Annotated in this window: 22 protein-coding genes; 13 read left to right on the top strand and 9 right to left on the bottom strand. The window is 60.5% G+C overall.

Translation table 11 applies throughout. The annotated features are described in order from the left end of the window. Positions 1 to 144: 144 nt before the first annotated feature. The 4 genes from E5K02_RS02400 to E5K02_RS02385 all read left to right on the top strand — a co-directional run bounded on the left by E5K02_RS02400 (position 145) and on the right by E5K02_RS02385 (position 2,803). Positions 145 to 600 carry a hypothetical protein gene (locus E5K02_RS02400; protein ID WP_135391708.1) on the top strand — a complete coding sequence of 152 codons (456 nt, stop codon included), beginning with the start codon at positions 145 to 147 and terminating at the stop codon, positions 598 to 600. After that, on the top strand, positions 597 to 1,283 hold the full coding sequence (locus tag E5K02_RS02395) for an SCO family protein (protein WP_135391707.1): 687 nt from the start codon (positions 597 to 599) through the stop codon (positions 1,281 to 1,283). The genes E5K02_RS02400 and E5K02_RS02395 overlap by 4 nt, the downstream gene beginning before the upstream one ends. After that, the gene (locus E5K02_RS02390; protein WP_135391706.1) at positions 1,283 to 1,717 is read left to right on the top strand and encodes a c-type cytochrome; all 435 of its coding nucleotides are present in this window, start codon (positions 1,283 to 1,285) and stop codon (positions 1,715 to 1,717) included. Before E5K02_RS02395 ends, E5K02_RS02390 begins: the two co-directional genes overlap by 1 nt. Before the next feature lie 117 nt (positions 1,718 to 1,834). Further along, on the top strand, positions 1,835 to 2,803 hold the full coding sequence (locus tag E5K02_RS02385) for an enhanced serine sensitivity protein SseB C-terminal domain-containing protein (protein WP_135391705.1): 969 nt from the start codon (positions 1,835 to 1,837) through the stop codon (positions 2,801 to 2,803). Positions 2,804 to 2,873: 70 nt separating this feature from the next. Here the strand turns inward: E5K02_RS02385 and E5K02_RS02380 are convergent, their stop codons facing one another. Next, complete coding sequence (locus E5K02_RS02380; protein ID WP_167856257.1) at positions 2,874 to 3,404, bottom strand: DUF2062 domain-containing protein; 531 nt, start codon at positions 3,402 to 3,404, stop codon at positions 2,874 to 2,876. 99 nt (positions 3,405 to 3,503) lie between these two features. Here E5K02_RS02380 and E5K02_RS02375 point away from each other — a divergent pair, with 99 nt between their 5' ends. From E5K02_RS02375 to E5K02_RS02335, 9 genes are all read left to right on the top strand, one after another. Further along, the gene (locus E5K02_RS02375) at positions 3,504 to 4,469 is read left to right on the top strand and encodes a YihY/virulence factor BrkB family protein (protein ID WP_167856256.1); all 966 of its coding nucleotides are present in this window, start codon (positions 3,504 to 3,506) and stop codon (positions 4,467 to 4,469) included. Between the two features lie 197 nt (positions 4,470 to 4,666). After that, complete coding sequence (locus tag E5K02_RS02370; RefSeq protein WP_135391702.1) at positions 4,667 to 6,049, top strand: DEAD/DEAH box helicase; 1,383 nt, start codon at positions 4,667 to 4,669, stop codon at positions 6,047 to 6,049. Positions 6,050 to 6,078: 29 nt separating this feature from the next. Further along, the gene (locus E5K02_RS02365) at positions 6,079 to 6,675 is read left to right on the top strand and encodes a YfgJ family double zinc ribbon protein (protein WP_135391701.1); all 597 of its coding nucleotides are present in this window, start codon (positions 6,079 to 6,081) and stop codon (positions 6,673 to 6,675) included. Positions 6,676 to 6,836: 161 nt separating this feature from the next. After that, positions 6,837 to 7,046: a hypothetical protein gene (locus E5K02_RS25845; protein WP_240737119.1), complete on the top strand. Its 210-nt coding sequence runs from the start codon at positions 6,837 to 6,839 to the stop codon at positions 7,044 to 7,046. Positions 7,047 to 7,077: 31 nt separating this feature from the next. Next, positions 7,078 to 8,382, top strand: a complete 1,305-nt coding sequence (locus E5K02_RS02355; RefSeq protein ID WP_135391699.1) for a hypothetical protein — start codon at positions 7,078 to 7,080, stop codon at positions 8,380 to 8,382. Between the two features lie 42 nt (positions 8,383 to 8,424). After that, positions 8,425 to 9,372: a M90 family metallopeptidase gene (locus tag E5K02_RS02350; RefSeq protein WP_135391698.1), complete on the top strand. Its 948-nt coding sequence runs from the start codon at positions 8,425 to 8,427 to the stop codon at positions 9,370 to 9,372. Between the two features lie 397 nt (positions 9,373 to 9,769). Further along, positions 9,770 to 11,641, top strand: coding sequence for a M2 family metallopeptidase (locus E5K02_RS02345; RefSeq protein ID WP_135391697.1), 1,872 nt, complete (start codon positions 9,770 to 9,772; stop codon positions 11,639 to 11,641). Continuing rightward, positions 11,641 to 11,949, top strand: coding sequence for a hypothetical protein (locus E5K02_RS02340; RefSeq protein ID WP_135391696.1), 309 nt, complete (start codon positions 11,641 to 11,643; stop codon positions 11,947 to 11,949). Before E5K02_RS02345 ends, E5K02_RS02340 begins: the two co-directional genes overlap by 1 nt. 11 nt (positions 11,950 to 11,960) lie before the next feature. Next, entirely contained in the window at positions 11,961 to 12,815 is an 855-nt protein-coding gene (locus E5K02_RS02335; RefSeq protein ID WP_135391695.1) for an alpha/beta hydrolase, read from the top strand. Between the two features lie 366 nt (positions 12,816 to 13,181). Here the strand turns inward: E5K02_RS02335 and E5K02_RS02330 are convergent, their stop codons facing one another. From E5K02_RS02330 to E5K02_RS02295, 8 genes are all read right to left on the bottom strand, one after another. Then, the gene (locus tag E5K02_RS02330; protein ID WP_240737118.1) at positions 13,182 to 14,621 is read right to left on the bottom strand and encodes an erythromycin esterase family protein; all 1,440 of its coding nucleotides are present in this window, start codon (positions 14,619 to 14,621) and stop codon (positions 13,182 to 13,184) included. A gap of 209 nt (positions 14,622 to 14,830) precedes the next feature. After that, on the bottom strand, positions 14,831 to 15,550 hold the full coding sequence (locus E5K02_RS02325) for a pirin family protein (protein ID WP_135391694.1): 720 nt from the start codon (positions 15,548 to 15,550) through the stop codon (positions 14,831 to 14,833). Between the two features lie 154 nt (positions 15,551 to 15,704). Then, positions 15,705 to 16,514, bottom strand: a complete 810-nt coding sequence (locus tag E5K02_RS02320; RefSeq protein WP_135391693.1) for a LexA family transcriptional regulator — start codon at positions 16,512 to 16,514, stop codon at positions 15,705 to 15,707. A 139-nt stretch (positions 16,515 to 16,653) separates the two neighbouring features. Next, positions 16,654 to 17,538: a hypothetical protein gene (locus E5K02_RS02315; RefSeq protein WP_135391692.1), complete on the bottom strand. Its 885-nt coding sequence runs from the start codon at positions 17,536 to 17,538 to the stop codon at positions 16,654 to 16,656. Between the two features lie 65 nt (positions 17,539 to 17,603). Next, on the bottom strand, positions 17,604 to 18,368 hold the full coding sequence (locus E5K02_RS02310) for a hypothetical protein (RefSeq protein WP_135391691.1): 765 nt from the start codon (positions 18,366 to 18,368) through the stop codon (positions 17,604 to 17,606). Between the two features lie 85 nt (positions 18,369 to 18,453). Next, positions 18,454 to 19,155: a DUF2306 domain-containing protein gene (locus tag E5K02_RS02305; protein WP_135391690.1), complete on the bottom strand. Its 702-nt coding sequence runs from the start codon at positions 19,153 to 19,155 to the stop codon at positions 18,454 to 18,456. 415 nt (positions 19,156 to 19,570) lie between these two features. Continuing rightward, a complete protein-coding gene (gene recQ / locus E5K02_RS02300) occupies positions 19,571 to 21,805 on the bottom strand; it encodes a DNA helicase RecQ (protein WP_135391689.1) in 2,235 nt (744 codons plus the stop codon). Positions 21,806 to 22,104: 299 nt separating this feature from the next. Further along, the gene (locus E5K02_RS02295) at positions 22,105 to 22,725 is read right to left on the bottom strand and encodes a hypothetical protein (protein ID WP_135391688.1); all 621 of its coding nucleotides are present in this window, start codon (positions 22,723 to 22,725) and stop codon (positions 22,105 to 22,107) included. Between the last annotated feature and the right edge of the window lie 45 nt (positions 22,726 to 22,770).

The following is a 22,770-nucleotide window of genomic DNA, read 5'->3' as shown; positions in this document are numbered from 1 at the left end:
AAGCGGTAGAGATGCTTCGACTGCACTCAGCATGACCGTTAGTGTGGCAACATCAGCACGCGGGATGTCTCGCGCTGCTCGACATGACGTTCTTTGTCTAACAACCGGCAACTGACAACGAACAACCCTGCTACTCCGGGCCGCGTGGCTTACCTTTGCCGCGTGTTTACCTTCCGTCCTTCCCTGCTGCTGGCCGTGGGCTGCGCAGCCCTGCTAGCCGCCTGCAACTCCGGCCCCACTGAACAGCAGCAAGTTGAAGCTGCCGAAAAAGCCGTGCTGGCCAGCCACGATACCCTCATGGCCCAGATGGGCCAGCTCTACGACCTGCGCCAGCAGCTGCAAAAGGCCCCGCTGCCCGATACCGTGCTGGCCGGCCGGCAGCGCCGCAACTTGCTCCGGGCCGACGCGGCCATGATGGGCTGGATGCACCAGTACCGCAAGCCCGCTGACACCGTGGCTACCGAGGCCAAGCTGCGCTACTTTGCCGTGCAGCAGCAGAAAATAGATTCGGTGGGCCGGCTCATGCGCCAGAACCTTGACTCGGCCAAGCTGGTTTTACAACAGGCTCCCCACGCCGCCGCTAACCCTTCCGCTCAATGATTTCCTTCTCGTTTTGCCGCTCTTTCCAGGTTGCCTTGCTGACCGTGGGCAGCGCCCTGGCTTTTTCTTCCTGCTCCGATAAACCCGATGCCGCCCAGACCCTGCCCTATTACGGGGAGCGGGACGTGCGCCCCCGGGCCGACGGCGGGCCGGCCGATACCATCTTCGCCGCCATTCCGACCTTTACCCTGACCAACCAGGAAGGCCAGACCATTACTAATCAAACCTTTGCCGGCAAGGTCTACATCGCCGACTTCTTCTTTGCCTCCTGCCCCAGCATCTGCCCCAAGATGCAGAGCGAAATGCTGCGCGTCTACGAGCAGTACAAGGATAACCCACAGGTAGTGTTTTTGTCGCATACCATCGACCCGGCCCACGACTCCATTCCGGTGCTGCGCGACTATGCCGAGCGCCTGGGCATCAAGGACGCCAGCCGCTGGCATTTTGCCACCGCCCCCCACGACACGATTTTCCGCTTGGCCCCGCGCTACTTCGCCGCAGCGCAGAAAGACAGCACCGTGGCCGGCGGCTACGCCCACAGCGGCGCCTTTGCCCTGGTTGACTCCGACCGTCACATCCGCGGCGTCTACGACGGCATGGTGAAGGAGAAGGTCGACCAGCTTATTAAGGACTTGCCCGTGCTGCTGCGGGAAGAGGCCGCCAAACAGAAAAAAGCGCAGTAATGAAGCCGCGGATCCAGCCCATTCTCGTTTTGCGCGCCCTGGCCGTTTTGGCCGGAGGGGCCAGCGTCGTGGGCTGTTTTTCCAACCGGCAGAACGAGGGTGCCAAGCTCTACGCCTCGCACTGCTCCAACTGCCACGGGGCGGCAGGAGAAGGCCTGCAGCGCCTGATTCCGCCCCTGGCCGGGGCCGACTACCTGGTTAAAAACCGCAGCGGCCTGGCCTGCCTGGTACGCAAGGGGATGCAGGGGCCGCTGATAGTTAATGGCGTGGATTACAACCAAGTGATGCCCGCGGCCGACACCCACCTGACCGACTCGCAGATTACCAACATCCTGAACTTTGTACAGACATCGTGGGGAAATAAGGGCGAGATTTTCACTATTCGGGAAGTATCTGAGCAGCTGCGGGGCTGCGGGGCCAGCGACGGACAGTAAGAGCCCAGCAAACCCGCTGGGAACCAAATTGCTACCATAAAAGTCATACGAAGGAGCATTTTTGGCGGTATTCTTCCGCAAACCTCCTTAGCTTGCGTATCCAATCCACTACGTCCTATGGGTCTCTTCGACTTTCTGAAATCCAACAAACCGGCGCCCCAGACGCCTCCTGCTACTCCGGCCCCGGCCACTCCCGGCGCCGCGTCTTCTACGCCTGAAACACCGGCCCCCGGCGGCCCCCGCTACAAAGGCTCCAGCTATACCTCGCCTACGCCGGCTGCCCCCAGCCCAGTTCCGCCCATGCCAGCCCCGCAGATGCCGATTCCGGAGATGCCGCAGATGCCGCACTTCGAGCCGGTCAATGTGCTGGAGCAGTTGCTCTTCAACGCGGCCACCATGCCCGAGTTTCGCCCCGGTTTTTACCAGGCGCTGCTCAACGAGGAGGTGTTCGTGGTAACCATTCCCAAGGAAGGGGAACCCATGGGCGAAGTAACGCCCGTGGAAGGCATGGAAATTCAGCTCCAAGTGCTCAACGACGGCAAAATCCCGGTTTTCACTTCTAAGGAGCGGATCTTTGAAGCCGATGGGCAGGAAGAGGATACCCTGCCCTACATGCGGCTGCGCGGCCTCGACTTCTTCCAGATGGTTCAGGGAGCCGACTGCGCCCTGAACCCTTTCTCCACCGTGGGCAAGCTGCTGCCCGCCGCCGAAATTGCTGAAATGCTCAACAGCAGCATCACCCAGGGTCCTCCCGGCAACGTGCAGGTAATGCTGGGCCCGCCCACCGAAGAGCACGCCGGCCTGATTGAGGCCCTGCGCGGCTTTGCCCTGAGCAAGCCCCAGGTAGAAGCGGCTTACGTGGCCATGGTGCACTTCCAGGACGGCACTTCGCCCTCCCGCCTGCTGCTGGCCTTCTACACGGCCGACAACGACCCGGCTTTCCTCGAGGAAATGGGGCCGGTGGTGCAGGGCAACATCAAGGAAAACGACCTGGTCGACGTGATGGTGCTCGACAAAAATTCCGACGAGCCTCTGAACCAGTACTTCCTACAGGCCGAGCCCGTGTATAAGCGCGCCGACGCTTAGCCTCCCATAACTTTCATAAAAAAAGCTCCGCTTAACGTCGGAGCTTTTTTTATGGCTACTTATTGGTCAATCACAAGGGCGTGGCAACCGTCTGCCGGGCCAGCAAACGCCGAAAAACGGGCTTGAGCGCAAAGTAGAGCAGCAGGCCCAGCGGAATGGATAGCACCACCCAGAGCAGCACGGCCCCCAGGCCCGCCCGCCACAGCAAAGCCAGGGCACTGGTCCAGTCGTGCTTGAAGAGGGTGCTCAGCTGGTCGATGGTCAGTTCGGGGCCTTGGCCGTTGCCCAGCAAGCGGGCCCCCAGCCGCATCAGCGGAATCAGCACGATTAGTTGAAACGGGCTCATCAGGTGGCTGACGATGAGCATGGCGGCCACGTTCAGGCGCAGGCGCACGGCCGTGAAGGTGGCCAGCAGCGTGGTAATGCCCAGAATCGGCACCAGGCCCATGGGTATGCCCAGGGCCATGGTTAGGGCGAGCTGGGGCGGGGTCAGGCCTTGCTTGAGGATGTTGCGCACCGGGTCCACGACGCGGCGGCGCCACCAGTTGCCGGGGCGTTGGGGCGGGGCAGAAGGCAGCACGGACGAAGACGGAGAAGACACGGGCAGGGCAAAAAAATGAGTCTGGGCAGTACGACGCCGGCACCTTACCTTCGCTCTTCGCACCAAACGGCCGGGCGCCGAAGTTCGTACGCGAAGCCGATGACAAATGTACGCCAGCCGGGGCAGCCCCGGCGAAAAGTCTGGACAGATTTCTTCCTGCTGCTAAAGCGGGCGGCCCGGGAATTTGCCCTGAATGACCCGCTCCGGTTGGGCGCGTCCACGGCCTTCTTCACTACGTTTGCCCTGCCGCCCATCCTGATTATCCTGATTCAACTGCTGGGGTCGGTGTATTCTACCTCGGGCGTGCGGCAGTTGCTGCTCAACAAGCTTTCGGCCCTGCTGGGTACCTCGGCCGCCGAGCTCGTCGAGCAGATTCTGCTCAACGTAACCAACGTGGAGCGCAGCCGCCTGCTGACTTGGCTGGGCTTTGCCTTTCTGCTCTTTATTTCTACCACCCTGTTCGTCGTCATTCAAAACTCGCTGAACCAGCTCTGGCAGGTGCGTACTACCCGCACGACAGGCCGCTTCAGCAAGATGCTCAAGGAGCGCAGCCGTTCTCTGGGCCTGCTCCTGACGACGGGCCTGCTGTCTTTGGTAGCCTTTCTGAGCGACGCGCTGCTGGCCTTTTTTGCCGACTACATCCGCGGCTTCGACCCCAATTTCGGCTATTTCCTGGTGCAGACGCTCAACCAGCTGGTGTCCTTGCTGATTCTGGCCGTGTGGTGCGGCGTCACGTTTCGCAACCTCAGCTACGCCCACGTGCCCTGGAAGGCGGTGCTGCGCGGGGCCGTACTGACGGCCGTGCTCATCGACCTGGGCGAGTTTGCCCTGGGCCACTTGCTGGTGCCCCGCAACCTGGGCCCAATCTACGGCCACGCCTCCAGCATCGTACTGGTGCTGCTGTTTGTGTTCTACTCGGCCATGATTTTCTACTTCGGTGCCTGCTTTACCAAAGTGTATGCGCACTACGTTGGCATGGATATTCGCCCCAAGAAAAACGCTGTGCGCTACCGCCTGGTCGACATTCCGGAGGAGAAAAAGCGCGGGGCCTCCGGCCGTTGGTAAGTAGGGCCAAACGCCCGTAGTAAAGCCACCAAACACCGGCAGCCGCAGTAGGCACCGCGCGGCGGGGCACGCCTTACGGCCGGCCCCGCGACCAGTCCCCAGGCTAGCTCCCCAGGCCAGCCGCTTGCTATCCACAGCCGACCCGCGGCGGCTGCCGAAATCCGGCGTACCTTTGCATTTATACTATACCGTTTCGCATGCCCTCTTTTGCCGACCTTGGCCTCGCGCCGTCTTTGATACAAGCTCTCGACGAGCTGAATTTTACCGTTCCTACGCCCGTTCAGGAGCAAGTAATTCCGATGGCGCTGGCCGGGCAGGACGTGGTGGGGCAGGCGCCCACCGGCTCGGGCAAAACGGCCGCCTACGGCTTGTCTATCCTGCACCAGGTTGACCTGAAGCTCGACGCGGTGCAGATTATCGTACTGGTGCCGGCCCGGGAGCTGGCCCTGCAGGTGCGCGACGCGCTGAAAAAGCTCGGCAAGTACACGCCCAACCTGCGGGTGGCGGCCTTCTACGGCGGCCACGCCTTCCGCGACGAAACAGCTTCCCTGAAGCAGGCGCCCCACATTGTAGTGGCCACGCCCGGCCGTTTGCTCGACCACTTCGAGCGCCGCACCATTATTCCCAACCAGCTCAAAGTCCTGATTCTGGACGAGGCCGACAAGCTCCTGGAGCTGGGCTTCCAGGACGAGCTGGTCGAAATCATCAAGCGCCTGCCCCGCCGCCGCCAGACTTTGCTGTTCTCGGCCACGATGTCGGACAAGGTGTTGGACTTGATTCGCAAGAACCTGACCCGGCCTCGGGTGGTGAACGCCGGGGAAGACGAAGGCACTCTGCCCGAAAACCTAAGCTTGCGCGGCCACGTGGGTCCCATCGAGAAGAAGCCCGCCGCGTTGCTACACCTGCTGCACCAGCCCGAAACCGGCCGGGCCCTGATTTTCTGCAACACCCGCGAGAAGTGCACCGAGCTGGCCCGCTTCCTGCAGGGCCGGGGCGTAGCAGCCGAGGTGCTGCACGGTAAAATGCCCCAGCCCGAGCGCGACAAAGCCCTGATGAAGCTGCGCAACGGCTCCAGTCAGGTGGTCGTCGCCACCGACGTGGCCGCCCGGGGCCTCGACGTAACGGCCCTCGACACGGTCATCCAGTACGACGCGCCCGACAAGGCCGATTCCTTCCAGCACCGGGCCGGCCGCACGGCCCGGGCCGGCGCCGAGGGCGTGGCCCACATCCTGGCGACGCCCCACGAGCAGAAGCACGTGCAGAAATGGCCGGTGGCCGAAACCATCCAGTGGCAGGACATGCACGCGCCCAAGCTGCCGCCCGCCGCGCCCAAAGCCCCCCGCCCCACCAGCACGACCCTGCACGTATCGGCTGGCCGCCGCGACAAAGTCAGTGCCCACGACCTGGTCGGAACCTTCGTGGCCCACGGCGGCCTGGAGCGCGACGCCGTCGGCCATATCGAGGTGTTTGACCACTACAGCTACGTGGCCGTGCCCCGGGAACAGGCCCAGGAAGTAGCCAACCGCGTGACGGGCGCCAAGATTAAGGGCCGCAAGATTCGGGTGTCGGTGGTGGAATAAAAGCAGATTATGGTGCGAGGACTTACCACATGAAAGACGAAACTATAACTCGTTTTACCGGTGGTCCTCGCACCATTTATAGTTTCACCGATACATTCGTTGTCGAGTGTCCACATTGCCGGCACCGGGCCGAAGTCACCAAGAATTCAGCGTCCGGCCAGTACGAATTTCATTGCTCCACGTGTCATCGGGGCCTTGCGCAACGGGGGCTCTATAAGGTATCTGTGAACCGATACTGTCCAGATTGCGGATATCGGGTAGAGGTTACGCTTCCAGCCGTAAAGCAGAAGACCAGCTTCGTCCTCCTCAAATGTCCGGCTTGCCGCCTTAGCAATAGGTTCACTCCCATTTACGAGGATTATGTACCACCCCAAGTGCAGGATGGAGAAACCGAGCCATATTTCGGCTCCAAGCTTTGGCTACAAGACTCGTTTGGTGCAGCAATTTTATGGGCCTATACCTACGAACATCTGCAGCATCTGAAAGAATATATTCAGGCAAAGCTGCGGCAACGGCAGACTACTACTTTCTCACCTATGGTTGAAAGACTGCCACCCTTTATCAAATCAGCGAAAAACCGGAAGGCGCTGCTCGCTTCCATCGAGAAACTCACGCTTAAAAAGTAGCTTACGTTATCAGCGCTTCTTTACAAACCTCAGCCTCTCAGCCCCGCCAACTGCTGTTTATCTGCAGCCAGAACCGCTGGCGCAGCCTCACGGCCGAGCGGCTCTTCGACGACCACCCGCACTACGAGGCCCGCTCGGCCGGCACCGAGCCGGGCGCCCGGGTGCGGGTGACGGCCGGCCAGTTGGGCTGGGCCGACGTCATCTTCGTGATGGAGCGGCGCCACGCTGATATTCTGCGCGACAAGTTTGGGGAAGCCCTGGCCGGCAAGCCTATTATCAACCTGCGCATTCCCGACAAATTTCAGTTTCTGGCGCCCCTGCTGGTCGAGCTGCTGCGCGAGCGGCTGCGGGAGCACCTCCCCCAACTCTAACACACCATTCATCAAGTACCTATTGCAACGTATGATTCGACGCTTACTCCTTGCCGCCTGCTTTAGCCTTTGCGCGGCCCACCTGCAAGCCCAGGCTTTTGAACCCGGCCTGCTGGTGCAAAGCAACGGCGACACCCTGCGCGGCCTGATTGAAAACAACTTCTGGACCGAGCCGCCTACGTCTATCCGCTTTCGGGCCCAGGCCGATAGTCCCGACCAAGTCTTCAAACCGCGGCAGCTGCGGGCCGTGAGCTTCACGCAAGGGCGTTACTTCCGCTACGAAGTGCTGCCCATCGACCACGCGGCCGAAACCCGGCTGGAAAAACTGACCCTGGGCTACAGCCCGGATGTCCGGCGCGACTCCGTGCTGGCGGATGTGCTGCTGGAAGGGCCGGTTATGCTCCTGCGGGTTGTTACGACAAGCACTCCCCACTACCTCATTCACCTGCCCGGCCAGCCCATTCTGGATCTGAGTGAGCGAAAATACCTGCGCAACACCACGGGCAACCGGGTTATTACGGACGGCAACAACTACCAAACCCAATTGAACCTGCTGTTTGGCAACTGCCCGGCCGCCGTCGAGCAAGCCAGCAAAATTCCTTTTACCCCCGAAGGACTGGCCGCCGTCATTCAGACCTATACCACCAAGTGCACACCCAACCAGCAACCCACCCGAAGCTGGCTGGCAGAGTCCCGGCCCCGCCGCCGGACCGCTTTTCAGGGGGGCCTCCTGGCCGGGGTGCGCTACAATCGGATTGAGAGTGTTTATACTCCTTTGTACAATCCCACCACCGACGGCGCCTGCGTGGATTGCCGCCCCCGCCCCTTTGGCGGCTTGTACGCCGAACTGTTTCAACCCGGCCGCCGGACTGCCGTGTATGGGGAGCTTAGCCTCAGCTCTTTTCGCAGCAAGGGGCAGCGGTACTTTGCGGCCGACCAAGGCGGTATTGTGTACGCTCCTTTCACGTACCAGGCATTACTGGGCACGGCCCGCCTGGGCGTCAGGGTTTTCTTGCCGCTGCCCCACGACCAGCAATGGTTCGTGGGCCTGGGCTATGAGCTGAATAAGGTAATAAAGCCGAAAGTCGTAGACAATGCCAACCCCTTGTTCACGCCCAATCCCCAAGACCTGGGATACGCGAGTACTACGCTGCTGCCTAATATAAGCACAGGGTGGCGGCATAAACGCTTGACAGTAAGCCTAGACGGGCAGCTTTACGTGACCGGTAATGTCGAGGATGACAAGGGCGCCCTTTTCGGTTCCAACTTCGCTCTGCGCCTGGGCCTGGGCTACCGCCTGGGCCGCAACCCCGACGTAGAGGCCCAGCCGAAATAAGAATTACCCCAACCTAACGCCTGCTGCCGCGTTTAGCCGCCCATGAATTATATCGTTTACCTAGCCGTGCTGGCCGGGATTGTCTTTCTGTTTTACCGCTACGCAACGCGCGACGCCCGCGTAAAAGCCGCCGCCCTGGCCGCCGATTTCCCCGAGGAGTGGCGCCAGATTCTGGCTACCCGGGTGGCTTTTTATCTGTCCCTCACCGTGGATGAGAAGAAGCGCTTCGAGCGGGAAGTGCAGGTGTTTCTGGCCCAGACCCGCATTACGGGCCTGCAAACCGAAGTCGACGACGTGACCCGGGTGCTGGTAGCGGCCTCGGCCATCATTCCCATCTTCGGCTTCCGCGACTGGGAATACGGCAACCTGGGCGAGGTGCTCATCGTGCCCGACTCCTGGAAAGAAGCCCGCGACCCGGACAAGGAAGTGGCCCCGCTGCAAGGCCAGCTGCTGGGCTCGGTGCGCAATTTCCAGAACCAGCACTACATGCACCTGTCGAAAGCCTCGCTGGAGCAGGGCTTCAAGGATGGCCTGGACAAGCAGAACGTGGGCATTCACGAGTTTGCCCACATGCTCGACGAGGCCGATGGCGTTATCGACGGGGTGCCGAAGATGGCCTTGCCGCCCGAGCTGCTCCAGCCTTGGGCCGAGGTCATGGCCCGCGAGATTGAGGCTATCCGGGAAGGCAAGTCGGAAATCAACGCCTACGGGGGCACCAACGAGGCCGAGTTTTTCGCCGTCGTGACGGAGTACTTCTTCGAGAAGCCTGAGAAGCTCCAGGAAAACCACCCCGAGCTCTACCAGCTCCTGAGCCGGGCCCTGCGCCAAAACCCCAAGAAACGCTTCCTGCGCTTCAGCGTCGACCCACGGGAATGGCTCAAAACCCTGCGCTCCAGGCGCAAGTTCGGCCGTAACGACCCCTGCCCCTGCGGCAGCGGCAAGAAGTATAAAGACTGCCATTTGCTGCAGCAAGAAGCTCAGGCCGCGTAACTCTTTCGTGTCATTGCGAGGCGCAGCCGAAGCAATCCGTCCTCTGCGCAGGTAGACACGCTCTTTAACCAGAAAGCCCTTTATCGTGGCCCGATGTAGAGACGCATACTTGCGTCTCGTCGTTGAACGACGGCGCCCCAACAATTCCGGGCTAAGCACCCTCAGCAACGATTGAGACGCAAGTATGCGTCTCTACACGCCAGCAATACAAAGCCCTTACTCGTTGCTTACGGGTAAGGGCTTTCTGGTAAAAGAGCGGGACTACCTGCGCAGAGGACGGATTGCTTCGGCTGCGCCTCGCAATGACACGAAAGATCCGACTTCGGCCGTTTTGTCGGCAAGTGGCTATTTTAGCCAGCGAAATACTTGTTGCCCTTTCCGCTCCTCTTCCCTTCCAATGAAAAAACCTTTGATTTCCGGCCTGGCCCTGGCTACGCTGGGTTCGGCGCTGTGGGCCTGCGCCCCCACGGCCAAAACCGCTACGGCTACTACCCCGGCCACCGAAGCTGTTCCAGCTCAGGCTTCTACCCCACCCGCGCCTATCGATTGGGGCCGGCAGGCCGATGAGTTTCTGGCCAACTATTCGGCCCAGTACCAGCAGCTTTACACCCGCTCGGCGGAGGCCGAGTGGCGCTCCAACACCCGCATCGTGGCCGGCGACACGACCAACTCGGCGGCTACGGCCCGGGCCAACGAGGCCATGGCCGCCTTCACCGGCAGCAGCCAGAACATTGCCGATTTGCGCCAGCTCTTGGAGCACAAGGACCAGCTCACCGACATCCAGGTGAAGCAGCTGCAAACGGCCCTGTATAACGCCGCCAACTCGCCCCAGACCATTGCCGACGTGGTGAAGCGCCGCATCAAGGCCGAAACCCAGCAGACCGAAAAGCTCTACGGCTTCGACTACAAGTACCAGGGCAAGTCGGTAACGACCAACGACCTGGACGAGCTGCTGCGCAAGGAAAAAGACCCCAAAAAGCGGCAGGCCATCTGGGAAGCCAGCAAGGCCATTGGCCCCACGCTCAAGGACGGCCTGCTGAACCTGCGCGGCCTGCGCAACCAGACGGTGCAGGCCCTGGGCTACCCCGACTACTTCACCTACCAGGCCTCCGACTACGGCATGAGCCGGGAGGAAATGATGACGCTGATGCGCAAAATCAACGAGGAGCTGCGGCCCCTCTACCGGGAGCTGCACACCTACGCCCGCTACGAGCTGGCCAAAAAGTACGGCCAGAAGCAGGTGCCCGACTACCTGCCCGCCTCCTGGCTGCCCAACCGCTGGGGGCAGGACTGGAGTGCCATGGTCGAGGTGAAGGGCGTGAACCTGGACGGCACCCTGGCCAAGAAGGGCGCCGAATGGCAGGTGAAGCAGGCCGAGCGGTTTTACCAGAGCCTGGGCTTTCAGGCCCTGCCGCCGGTGTTCTGGGAGAAAAGCAGCCTCTACCCGCTGCCCAAAACTGCTACCTACAAGAAGAACAACCACGCTTCGGCCTGGCACATGGACCTCAACAACGACGTGAGGAGCCTGATGAGCGTGGAGCCCAACACCGAGTGGTACGAAACGACCCACCACGAGCTGGGCCACATTTACTACTACCTCACTTACACCAACCCCGAGGTGCCGGTGCTGCTGCGGGCTGGGGCCAACCGCGCCTACCACGAGGCCATGGGCAGCCTGATGGGCCTGGCCGCCACCCAGAAGCCCTTCCTGGTGGGCCTGGGCTTGCAGGACGCTAAAGCCAAGACCGACCAAACCCAGACGTTGCTCAAGGAAGCCCTGAACTACGTGACTTTCATCCCCTTCTCCTCGGGCGTGATGAGCGAGTGGGAAAACTCCTTCTACGCCGACAACCTGCCCGCCGACCAGCTCAACGCCAAGTGGTGGGAGCTGGTGAAAAAGTACCAGGGCATCGTGCCGCCCAGTACGCGGGGGGAAAACTTCCTCGACCCGGCCACCAAAACCCACATCAACGACGACCCGGCCCAGTACTACGACTACGCCCTCTCGTACGTCATCCTGTTCCAGCTCCACGACCATATCAGCAAGAAAATCCTGAAGCAGGACCCGCACGCTACCAACTACTACGGCAGCAAGGAAGTGGGCTCGTTCCTGGCCGACATCATGCGCCCCGGCGCCAGCAAGGACTGGCGGCAGGTGCTGAAGGAGAAAACCGGCGAAGACCTCTCGGCCCGCGCCATGGTCGACTACTTCCAGCCCCTGATGGCCTACCTCAAGGAGCAGAACAAGGGCCGCAAGTACACGATGTAATGGGTAAGGAACTCCGGCTTAGCGGCCAGAATTTCAACCCGGAGGCGGCGCTGCAGTTTGTGCAGCGCCGCTTTCGTGTGGTGCAACACGAGGCCTCTCAACTCGGCCTTAGCCTGCCCATCACGCAAGAAAGTTCGGCTTTTTCCGGCAGCCTTGCGGCGTGGCCTCCGGTTATCGTGGCTGTGGAAGCCGATGGGTTCTACTACTGCGACAATCTTTCCAACGCTCCGGTAGCGGCTCTCATCTTCAAGCAACTATGCGAATTCATGCTCACTACGAATGAGGTAATTCAAGTAGCAGAACTCTAACATCTTCAAGCATGAACACCAGACATATTTTCTGCGGCTTTCTACTGCTGCTCCTCCTTTTCGCGGGCACTTTTGCTTCCTCTGCCACGGCCCAAAGCAAAGCCGAGCCCCTGGTCATCGGCCAGACCTTTACTATAGACTCCAAAGTCCTGGGCGAAAAGCGGCGCATCAACGTGTACCTGCCCGCCGGTTATGCCGAAACCCCGACCCTGCGGCTGCCGGTGCTCTACATGCCCGACGGCGGCCTGGCCGAAGACTTCCTGCACGTAGCGGGTTTGGTGCAGGTGTCGGTGGGGAACAACACGATGCGCCCTTTCATCGTGGTCGGCATCGAAAACACCCAGCGCCGCCGCGACCTGACCGGCCCCACGACCAACGAAAAAGACAAGCAGATTGCGCCCAAGGTGGGCGAGTCGGCGGCTTTCCGCAAGTTTATCCGCCAGGAGCTTATGCCCCAGGTACAGCAGCGCTACCGCACCACCCCGGAAAAAGCCATTGTGGGCGAGTCGTTGGCGGGCCTGTTCGTCGTCGAAACCCTGCTGCTCGAGCCCGACCTGTTCGACACCTACCTGGCCTTCGACCCCAGCCTGTGGTGGAACAATGAGCAGCTCGTCAAGCAGGCCGCGGCTACCGTCAAAGCGTACAAGGGACCGGCCAAAACTCTGTATATGACCTCCAGCGACGAGCCCGTCATTGCCGCCGCCTCGGCCCGCCTGGCCAAGCTTCTGCAGGACACGCCCAACCCCGCCCTGACCTGGCACTACGAATCGATGCCCACCGAAACTCACGGGACCATCTACCATCCGTCGGCGCTGCGGGGCTTTCGGGTCGTGTTTAAGCCCAAGGCGGAAGGAGCAGCTAAATAGTAGAATGTACTGGATCTGTAGCATAACTTACTTTTGCGCAATGAAGAAGCTGCTTGAGAAACCCATGCTTCTCTGGACCCTCAGCCTCCTGATGGCGGGGCTCAACCCCGTACTTGGCACCCTTAATGACATCCGGCGCCTTACGGCGCATGACTTCCTTTGGAGCTTCGGCCTCGCACTGAGTCTAGGCCTTCTTGCGGCTCTCGTTATGAGCCTGGCTCCACTGGCCAATAGATCTTACAGTAAGCGCCTGCTCTATTTGCTTCCCCAAACAACCTTCCTATATGTGAGCCTAGTCTTTTCGTACTGGATTATACTTCACGCAGTAGTACTTATCCATTAGGTATAGCCGGTTGGGGCCAGCTACTACGTTCCCGATGGGTACAAGTCCGGGGGCTCATTGGCTTTTACCGGGGTTTCGAGCGGGTGCAGGGCCGTGGTTTTATCCAGGTAGATAAAGGCGTCGTAGCGCTGCGGTATCACCGACGGCACGTAGTTACCAAACCGCTCGGTTCGTGGATTATATACCACGCCGATGGCCCGGTGGCCGAGGCGGCGCTTGAAATACGGATTGTCCCGCAAATCCTGGGAAAGAACTAGCTTATCGGCGGGGCCTACGGCGTGCAGCAAATCTTCCCAGCTGCCCGCCTTGGCTTCGGGCACCAGCATCTGCTTGATGGGCGCGCCCCAGGCATCGGCCGCAATTACGGAGCCTTGGTAAGAGCCAAAACCCACGATAAACACGTTTTCCCGGCCCAGCTGCTGCCGGGCTAGTTGCCCCACGTTTACTTCGGCACTGCTGGCCATGTCGGTGTAGCGGGCGTCGCCCACGTGGGTATTATGCTCCCACACAATGGCTTTGCTCTGCGGGCCGTGCAGCTCCAGCAGGCGCTGTAGGGTCTGCATCATGTGCTTGTCCCGAACATTCCACGACTCGGCGTTGCTGGTGGTCATGGCCCGGTAGTATTTCTCTCCATTCATGGCTACTAGCGCGTGCTGCTGGGCCACAAACAGCTCTTCATTCTTGGGCACGGCTCCGCCCGTGAGCTTCTCCAGGTACTTCCACAGCCGGTTGGTTTCCGTCCAACAGCTTTTATCGGCGCGTGCAATGGCCAGGGCGTATTGCTGAGCATCATTGCTGTAGGGTTTAAAGCACTGCTGGGCCCGCTGAGCTGCCTGGGCCGCCTGGGCATCCCGGCTTTCGAGGTGGGGCACAATATCGGCCAGCGACTCCCAGACACAGTACACATCCAGGCCGAAGAAGCCCACCTGGCGGGGCCGAGCTGCTTGCTGGTTGTGGTGGTTTAGCCACTTCACCAGCGAGGCTACTTCGTGGTTGCCCCACATCCAGGTGGGCCAGCGGTTGTAGGTGCGCAGCAGCTTTACGGCCGCCGCACTGTCCTGACGCGGGCCTTTGATGAAATTATTCACCCGGTACGAATCGGCCCACTCCCCTTCCACGGCAATAAAGCTGAAGCCCTTTTCCTGGATCAGGCGCTTACTCAGCGCCGCCCGCCAGAGGTAGTACTCCCGCGTGCCGTGCGAGGCCTCCCCGAGCAATACCACCCGCGCCTCCCCAATCTGGGCCATGAGTCGGTCAAGGTCAGCCGGGGAGCGGAGCGGATAATAGGGAATCTGCACCTTCTTCTCTTTCCCGCCCTGACTGGCAAAGTGCACCGGGGCTTCTGGTTCCGGCTTCGGCCCGGAGGCCTGCTCAAGCGGCTGTTTGTGGTAGTTACAGGCCAGGGCATGGACCGCAAACAACCCAACGGTCATCCATTTGGCCGCGCTATTAATGGCAATCATAAAGCCTCCTTCCGAATCAGGCACTCACTGCTGTGGGTGCATACCCAAGGTTTTACGGTTGTTTGCCAGGCTTCGAACTACGCATTTTTGGCGGTACTTATACGGAATTAGCTTGCGCTGACTCTCCTAATAAGGAGTTGGTATAGCCTATAAACACGACAAGCCGGACATAACTGTCCGGCTTGTCGGTAGCAGCGGGTACTTCTGGTTTAGTAGTTGGCTTCGGCCGCCGGCAGGTCAATCAGGATAAACTGCGAGTCCTTCGTGGCTCGAATCTGTACGACGTGCTCATCGGTCATGCGGGCTTGGTCGTTGGGACCCAACTCGGTGCCATTCACGTAAATCGTGCCTTCTTTGACGTAGATAAAGGTGTTGCGAATCGGGAAGGTTTTGAACTCGATTTCCTTGCCTTCCTTCAGGTTCGACCAGTAGATGGTACTGTTGGAGTTCATATAGACCACATCCTCCAGCACTTTCTGGCCCGAAACTATCGGCATTAGCTCGTTTTTGCTGTCGAGCAAGTCGAGGTCCTTCTGCTCGTAGCTGGGGGCCAGGCCTTTCTGGTTGGGCAAAAACCACAGCTGGTAGATATGCAGGGGTTTATCCGTGCGGTTGAACTCGGAATGGGCCAGGCCCGTGCCCGCCGTCATGCGCTGCACTTCCCCCTTGGGAATAGTGGTTTTGTTGCCCATCGTGTCCTCGTGGGTTACTTCACCGTCGAGCACGATAGTCACGATTTCCATTTCCGAGTGGGGATGCTGCGGAAAGCCCGAGTTGGGCGCAATGCTGTCGTCGTTAAAAACCCGCAGGGGCCCGAAATGCATGTTATTCGGGTCGTAGTAGTCAGCAAACGAGAACAGAAAATAGCTGTTCAGCCAGCTCACGGGCGAGGCGTGGTGACGGTCGGTGGCGGGGATATACTTCAGCATGGAGTTTCAGGGCGTTGGTGTGGTAGCAAATTGCCTAAAGCATACGCGCAAAGGCCGAGCGAAGTTAGACACCCCCTGAAAACAGCAAGGCCCACCCGCGAAATACGAGTGAGCCTTGCTATGATACGAATGCGGATCAGGAGATGAAAAAGCGTTACGCCTTTTTCAGCGTGCTCATCTGCTGCTGCAGGTCGAGCACGATGCTGGCCAGACGCGAAAGCGACAGATCGGCAATGGGGAAAGTGCTGCTGATATAGGACTTGGCCTCCCAGATTTCCACTACATCCTCCACCCCAATCTCGTACGGCGAGTACACGGGGTTGTCGGAGTGCAGGGAAAGCGTGGCGCCGTCCTTGAGCTTGTTGAAGATGCGCTTGAAGACAATGCCTTCCTTGCTGCTCACCACAATGCAGGGCGTTCCATCCTTAATGGTCATCCAATCCTCTACGTACTTGCCCACGATGACGGTGCCCGAAGCAATGGGCAGCATCGAGTCGCCGGCAATTTCGAAGGCCCGGTAGGTGCCGCCCGTGCTGAGCATGGGCAGGCGGAACTTGGGCAGATCCTCAATAAACTCGGGGTCAGCGTAGCCATTGAGGTAGCCGGCGCTGGCCTTCAGCGGCACAAGCTCGATGTTCTCGTTCTGCTCTTTATCGACGGTAAGAGCCAAAATGCGCAGGCCGTTGGCGGGGCGTGGCGTGGGAGGATCGGGGGAGGCATTCACGGGCTCGAGCTGGCGCAGGGCGGCTTTCTGGGCGCTCTTCTTGGTGAAGTCAGTGGTGACCAAAGCATCCAGGGAGATACCAAACAAGCGGGCCATGTTGACCAGGGTGCTGAGCTTGGGCTCGGCGCGCCCCTCCTCATAAGCACCTACTAGTGAGCGTTTGATACCTAGTTTTTCGGCCATCTGAGCCTGAGTCAGGGCCAGTTCGCGCCGCCAGAATTTCAGGTTGGTGTTAATCATCGCGGGTAGGGAGCCGGGAAAGGCTTCGACATCAAAGGGTTATCGGCTCGTGAAATTAGCAACAAACCCGCAGCTTTACTAATTCAATTAGCTTTAAATTTTTAGAAAAAAGTTCCGCTCTATTTTCCTGCACGCTAGCCTAAAGTCCCAGGCTGTCGGGCAAGGCCTGGGCCACGGCCGTACCGGGCTCCGCCCACCACTCCTCATTCGTCCAGTACTCGTTCCAGCCGAGCTTGGCGTACTTAGGATTGATAGCCATTTCCCGCTCCCCAATGCTGAAGTCGGCCAGCACGCCGCTGGCAATGGGCAGGAAATTGAAGGCCCACAACGCGGGCTTTTCCTGACGGTTTTGGTAGCTGCGCCACGTCCCCTCGTAGAGCAGGCCCGTGCCCCGGGTGGGCGAGGCTTGCACGGCCGGAATGTCCAGCGCGAACAGTTGGAGCCCATCGGGCCGGTTCGGGTCCATGCTAAAGTTTACGGCCATGCTGCCGGCGAAGGTACCGGCTCCTTTGCTGGCTGGCTCCTCGTTGAAAACATACGTTCCGGTAGCGGTATAGCCCTTAGCATCCCCGTTGTCGTCCATATACTCCCTGATATCTTTGCCCAGATCCTGCACGGTCTGTAGCGTAATAGTGCCCGTAAACGGGGTAATCCGGCCCTTAAAGCGGTTTTTACCCGTGACGTAGTACACCTCGGGCTGCAGCGTGTCTTTCCGGGCCGAGAGCACTACTACTTCCACCCGGTAATGGTCGGCACCCAGGAAGCCATTCATCAGGCTAATCCGGGTTTTATCATCCGGCGACCAAAGCTCCGACAAGTCGTATTGAGCGAGGAAGGTTCGCATTTCGGGCGTCAGCACCGGGGCCGGCGCGGTCGGCTTGGCGGCGGCCGGGCGAGCGGCGGCCATCGTTGGCGCCTCAACGGGGGCCGCGGCCGCTGTTGCTGAAGTGGAGGGCTGCTGGCAGGCCGCCAAGCCCAGGACCGATAGCAGGGCCGCAGCCGTTACTTGTTGTAGCGAATTCATATAAAGGAGACTAGTTTGCCCAACCAGCCGGGCTGTTATCAGGAGACAAAATACGGTTTTTAGGGCTACAAAACCGGCCCTTCGGCTTCGACCCACCACTCGTCGTTTTCCCAGTAGCGCGACCAGCCAACCCGGGCGTATTTGCGGGTGATGCCCGGCCCCCGCTCCCCCACGCTAAAGCCGCTGATAACCGAGTCGACGATGTTCATAAAGTTGCTGGCCCACACCAGCTTCACGGGCTGGGGATGCATCGCGCTGGTCCAGGTGCTGGTGAAGGTAGAGCCCTCCCCCGCCGGGCCTTCCGTCCACCAATACGGCCGGCCGGGCATGTACGACAAGCCCTCGGGCGTATGGGAAAACGTGGTGGTAAAGGTGCCCGTAAACGTGCCCGCGCCTTCTTGCTGAGCACTTTCGGTTAGTCGAAACCGCCCGGTGGCCTGGTAGTGCGCCGGGGCCTTCGAGGCCAAGGCGCTATTACCATACGTTACCTTTTTCAGGGCCACGACGGTGATAGTGCCGCTGAACGGCAGGAGCCGCTCCCGCTCCCGGCTTTTTCCCTGCACGTGGTAGACAGCCGGGTTCTTACTGTCGCGCATCACTTTTTCGTACACCAAATCGAAAGGCCGGTATTGCGGGCCCATGCACCCAAGCATGGTCTGGGCCTCGGCCGGTTTGGCCGACACCAGCCACAGCGGAGCCAGATTGAACTTGCGCAGCACAGCAGGGGCACTGGCTACCGAGGAGCTGCGTGGGGCAGTCCTGGCAGGACGCGTAGAAGGATTGCCGGCGGTGGCAGTGCCTAGCAGGAAAAGCAGCACCAGGAATTTCATAGGCAGAAAGGAAACACAGCAGAAAGAGGCCAGGACCACGGTTGGGCAAAGTTGTACTAGACGAGGCCGGTGCTTGGTATCGGCACTAGGCAACTACTGGTGGCACGGACGCCGAGGCTTTAAATACCTGCGCCTGCCGTAACAGTCGCCGCGCGGCCCCAGCCTGAATCAGCACTTCGGCCAGCACCAGGTTGCCCGTCCACGAGAGCCAGGTAACCGTCAGGTAGGTTTCAATGGGCTTGGTGCCAAAGACGTAATACAGCAGGTAGCTTTCCGAGCGCAGACTCAGAGCCGCCAGCGTCACGGCGAAGCTGCGCAGCATCCATTCGGTGTGAAGCTCCCAGCGGTGCTGCCGGGCCAAGCGGTATGCCTGCCAGGTACTGAGCCACCACACCAGGCATTGCAACCCAAAACCGGCCTTGGCCACCAGCCCGCCGTTCGCATATCCGGCCAGGATCAGTCCGGAGGGTGCGGCCAGGGCCAGAACGGAAATAATATAGAGCTTACCCAGGCGGTGGTGCCAGGCCACCCGGCCCCGAAACCAGCGGGGAAAGAACTGCACCAGTCCGGCCGCCAATACCCACAAGCTACTGGTAATGTGCACGTAGAATCCGAAGCGAAACAGGCCGCTGGCGTTGGTAGCCTCCGATTTGGTTGTTAGAAAGTGAATGCCCGGCTCCAGGTTCCGGTACGGCCACACTTTGCTGACCATCAGGAGCAGAAACGCAGCAACCAGAGCGCCAGCCAGCCAGTGCAGCAGGCGCGGAACAGATAAGGAGGAAGACATACAGAGGCGGGCAAAGCGCGAAGGCAATATAACGCGGCTGGCATATTCTTAGGGTGCCGCCAGCCAAGTATTTTCCCAGACCTTTTACCTCGCAAAATACAGTCGTAAAGCCTGCTTCTAAGGAGCCGCCCTCCTTGTCCTTGCGAGGAGGAACGAGGAAGCCATCCGTCCTCGGCGAAGTGCTAAGCTTCCTTCACTGAAAAGCCCCTTACTACGACATGGAGTAAGGGGCTTTCTGGGTAAGTGGCGTGACTACCTGCGCCGAGGACGGATGGCTGCGCTTTGCTCGCCATGACAGCGCAAAAAAGGCTAGCATATGAAGGATAAATCGTGGGACGCAGCGGATGAATTGCCTCGCGCTGCTTGCAAGGACGGAAGAACGTCAACTCATCCGTTCACTAACTCACCGTCTACCCTACTTTCCTCGCAGACGCTTTTGGTACATCACGGCCAGGCGGAGCTTAAAGTAGTCGTACTGCTCCCGCAAGTGGTCGAACAGGTCGCGCAGGGGCGGGTCGCCGCCGAGCTGGCCGATGGCGGTCTGGATCTTGGCGAATTCGTCCATGGTCAGAAACTCCTCCAGGCGGATGGGCTGGCCCTTGGCGTAGAGGGTTTCGATGTGGGCCCGAATGGTGCTCGGGCTCAGGCTGCGGCGCTCGGCAATGGCCTCCACGCTCAGGCCCGCGCGGTGGAGCTGCAGGGTGTTTTCGTGGGTGTCGCCGGCTTCGCGGGTGCGGCGGGCGGGCTTGCGCCCGGTGCTAAGCAAATCCTCATCCTCGTCGTCATCGGTGGTATCCGAAGGATTCGGGGCGCCCCCGTGCTCCAGAATAGCTTTGATAAAGACCTCCCCGTAGTTCTCAAACTTCTTCATACCCACGCCGCCAATAGCCAGCATGGCCGTGCGCGACACGGGCCGCTCGGCCGCCATTTCCTGGAGCGTGGTATCGGTGAAGATAACGTACGGGGGCACGTTCTGCTCGTCGGCAATGCGCTTGCGCAGCTGCCGCAGCCGGTCGAAAAGCTGAGTCGTGGCATCGGTGGGCGCCGCGGTTTCGCGGGCAGCCTTTTTGCCCTTGGCCTGCTTTTCGGCTTTTTCGGCAGGCTGGAATTTCTTCATCGGCAGCTGGCGCTGGCCCTGCAGCACCTGCTTGCCCAGCTCCGTGATTTTCAGCGCATAGCCCTCTTCGTAGGCAATGTAGAGCAGGCCGTCGTTGAGCATCTGGTGGATGTAGCTGTACCAGTCCAGATAGGGCAGGTCGCGGCCCGCGCCGTAGGTTTTGATTTGGTCGTAGCCGCCCTGCAGGATGGCCTGGTTGCGCATGCCCCGCAGCACGTCAATCAGCAGCCCGATAGAGGCCCGCTCGCGCATGCGCACCACGGCCGATAAGGCTTTCTGGGCCAGCTCCGTGCCATCGAAAGTGGTGGGGGGGTTGCGGCAGATGTCGCAGTTGCCGCAGTCGGTAGCCAGGGTTTCGCCGAAGTAGTTGAGCAGGATTTTGCGGCGGCAGCTGGCCGCTTCGGCAAACTGCTGCATGCGCTCCAGCTTGGCCAGACTAAGCTGGGACAGGCGCGGATCGGTATCCTTGGTGAGCATGTCGCGCAGGCTCATCACGTCGGCGTAGCTGTAGAAGAGCACGGCCGTAGCCGGGGCCCCGTCGCGGCCGGCCCGCCCGATTTCCTGGTAGTAGCCCTCGATGTTCTTGGGCAGGTTGTAGTGAATGACCCAGCGCACGTTGCTCTTGTCGATGCCCATGCCGAAGGCAATGGTGGCCACAATGACCTGCAAATCGTCGCGCAGGAAGGCTTCCTGCACGGCCCCGCGCTGGTTGGGCGTCATGCCGGCGTGGTAGTGGCCGGCGCGCACGCCCTTCTCCTTAAGCTTCTGGGCCAAAGTTTCGCACTGCTTGCGCGAGAGGCAGTACACGATGCCCGCCTCCGTGGGCCGGCCGGTTACGAACTCCACAATGCTACCCACCCGGTTCTGGCCGGGCCGCACTATCAGGTTGAGGTTGGGCCGGTCGAAGCTCGAGAGGAACACCTGGGGCTCGTGCATGCGCAGCTGCTGCTGGATGTCGCGCTGGGTGAGGCGGTCGGCGGTGGCGGTGAGGGCAATAATGGGCACCCGCGGAAAATGCTCCCGCAGCAGCTTGAGCTGGGTGTACTCGGGCCGGAAATCGTGGCCCCAGGACGAGATGCAGTGGGCCTCGTCGATGGCGAACATGCTGATACGCAGGCGCTGCAGAAACTGGATAAAGCCCGGGGAGACGAGTTTTTCCGGGCTCACGTAGAGCAGCTTGAGGTAGCCGTTGAGGCAGTCGGAAGCAATGCTGGTTTGCTCGCTCTGGCCCACGCTGCTGTTGATGTACTCGGCTGGAATGCCGTTGGCCTTGAGGGCCTCGACCTGGTCCTTCATCAGGGCTATGAGCGGAGACACGACCACGCACACGCCCTCCTGCACCACGGCCGGCACCTGAAAGCACACCGATTTGCCGCCCCCGGTGGGCATGAGCACCACGGTATCCTTGCCGCTCATGATGTTGGTAATGATACTTTCCTGCATGGGCCGGAAGGTATCGTAACCGTAATACTGCTTCAGGACGCGCCGGGCGGAAGCCAGCGTGGGCGCGAGGGGTTCGGGGGCAAATAACATTCGGTAAAAATACGGCTAAACCAGGACTTGACAGACGTAAATAAACCACGGCCACGGGGAAATAGTGCACGAGCTACGCACAATCCTGGCCTGCCCCGGCCGCAGGGTTACCGCAGAGCTTGGGAACGGCTTGTTAGCCACTTTCTCCGGCTTTTCGATGCACCTTTTCGCGCCGGCCCGCCTACTACCCACTCGAAATCTGCCGCCAGGGTGCCCAGTAGCGCCGCCAGCACCAGGATGCATACTTGCCAACAATGCGCCGCCGGCCGGAGCTGCGAAAAGCCTGCGAGGCTTCCCAATCAGCGACTTAGCGCTTCCACTATTTCTACTCCGCTTTGCCGTAGGGTCAGGTCGAGCGTGTACTTACGGCGGCCATCAGGAGTTTTGCCGGCTCGTTGCAGCGTAGCGGTGGCCTGCCAGCGCGGCACCCGCCCACCCCGGGGCGGCACGGCCGCCGCTACCACGCCTTGGGCAGCGGGCTTCGTCTGGCGGCGGACGAAGCCCTTGGCGTCGAAGTCACCGACCCACTGGGTGGTGCCGTAGCTGTAGTAGTCGTTATACACCTCGTAGGACGGGAGCGGGCCGCTACCTCGGACGGCAAACCAGTAGTAAAGCGGGGCTAGGTCGGGAAACGCCAGCCGCACCCCGAAGGACTCCGGCCGAAGCGGCCCCACGGCGCTGGAGCCAAACGACTCCGACAGCTCGCGGGTAAACTGCCCGGCTTGGTCGAGGCGAAACTCGTGCTGCCCGCTGCTCCGGTCCCAGAGCAGCAGCCGCTGCGGGGGCAGCGGCTGTCCCTGAGCGTCCAGCACGGTCAGCTTCAGTTCGTAGGCCACGGCCCGCTGCCCCAGAGAATACAGCAGCAGACCACCTACCGCCGCCACGACCAGCCCCCCGACGATATATAGGATTTTCAGCATCTGGCTTTTGGTAGATTTACGGCCCAAGGTAATTACATGCAGCAG

The organism is Hymenobacter metallicola, from assembly GCF_004745645.1.
Classification (GTDB): Bacteria; Bacteroidota; Bacteroidia; order Cytophagales; family Hymenobacteraceae; genus Hymenobacter; species Hymenobacter metallicola.
Note: the sequence above shows the minus strand (reverse complement) of the source record. Positions and strands in the feature narration are given on the sequence as shown.